The organism is Synechococcus sp. OH2 (assembly GCF_047462155.1).
Lineage (GTDB): Bacteria > Cyanobacteriota > Cyanobacteriia > Thermostichales > Thermostichaceae > Thermostichus.
Genome location: NZ_JANSIR010000125.1, coordinates 1 through 611 on the forward strand (window position 1 = coordinate 1; position 611 = coordinate 611).

Genomic DNA, 611 nt, shown 5'->3' on the forward strand with positions numbered 1-611 from the left:
AGAGACCACTACTCCCGCTTGAGAGCGGCTCTGCAACGCAAGGCCAGTCAGGGCCCACGCAGTTCTCGACGGAGATTTCGGGAGCTGCTGCAACGGCTGTCTGGTCGGGAGAGGCGCTTTCAAACTTGGGTGAACCACTGCATCTCCACTCGCGTCAGCGGGACGGAGTCCTTAGCGATTGTTGCTAGGGCCAAAGCTACCTGCAGCCTCATTGCCTTGGAGGGCTTAACTGGGATGAGAGAACGTACCAACCGACAGTCGCGTAGTACAGTCGAGTGGCGGCGGGCAAACAGTGAGGCCTACGGCCCGCTAGCGCGAGGGGCGTTCTCCCAGTGGAGACAGTTTCTGGAGGACAAGGCAGCAAGAGCGGGGGTGAAGGTGGTGTTAGTATCGCCTGCCTACCCTTCGCAAACTTGTCACCGGTGTTTGTGGCTTGGGCAACGGGAAGGGAAGCGTTTTCGTTGTGTCAACCCGGCCTGTGGCTGGGAAGGGGATGCAGATCTCAACGGTGCTAACGGGATTGCCCTTTTTGGGGGCCGCTGTAAACCGGCCTGGAGGTCCGGGGTTGGCTTGCCAACTGCAGGGCTACCCTTCGCGTCAGCGGCGCGTAG

At 60.6% G+C, this 611-nt stretch carries 1 pseudogene; it reads left to right on the top strand.

From position 1 onward, the window contains the following. Positions 1 to 611: pseudogene (locus tag NW835_RS13795) on the top strand (zinc ribbon domain-containing protein); the annotation flags it as partial.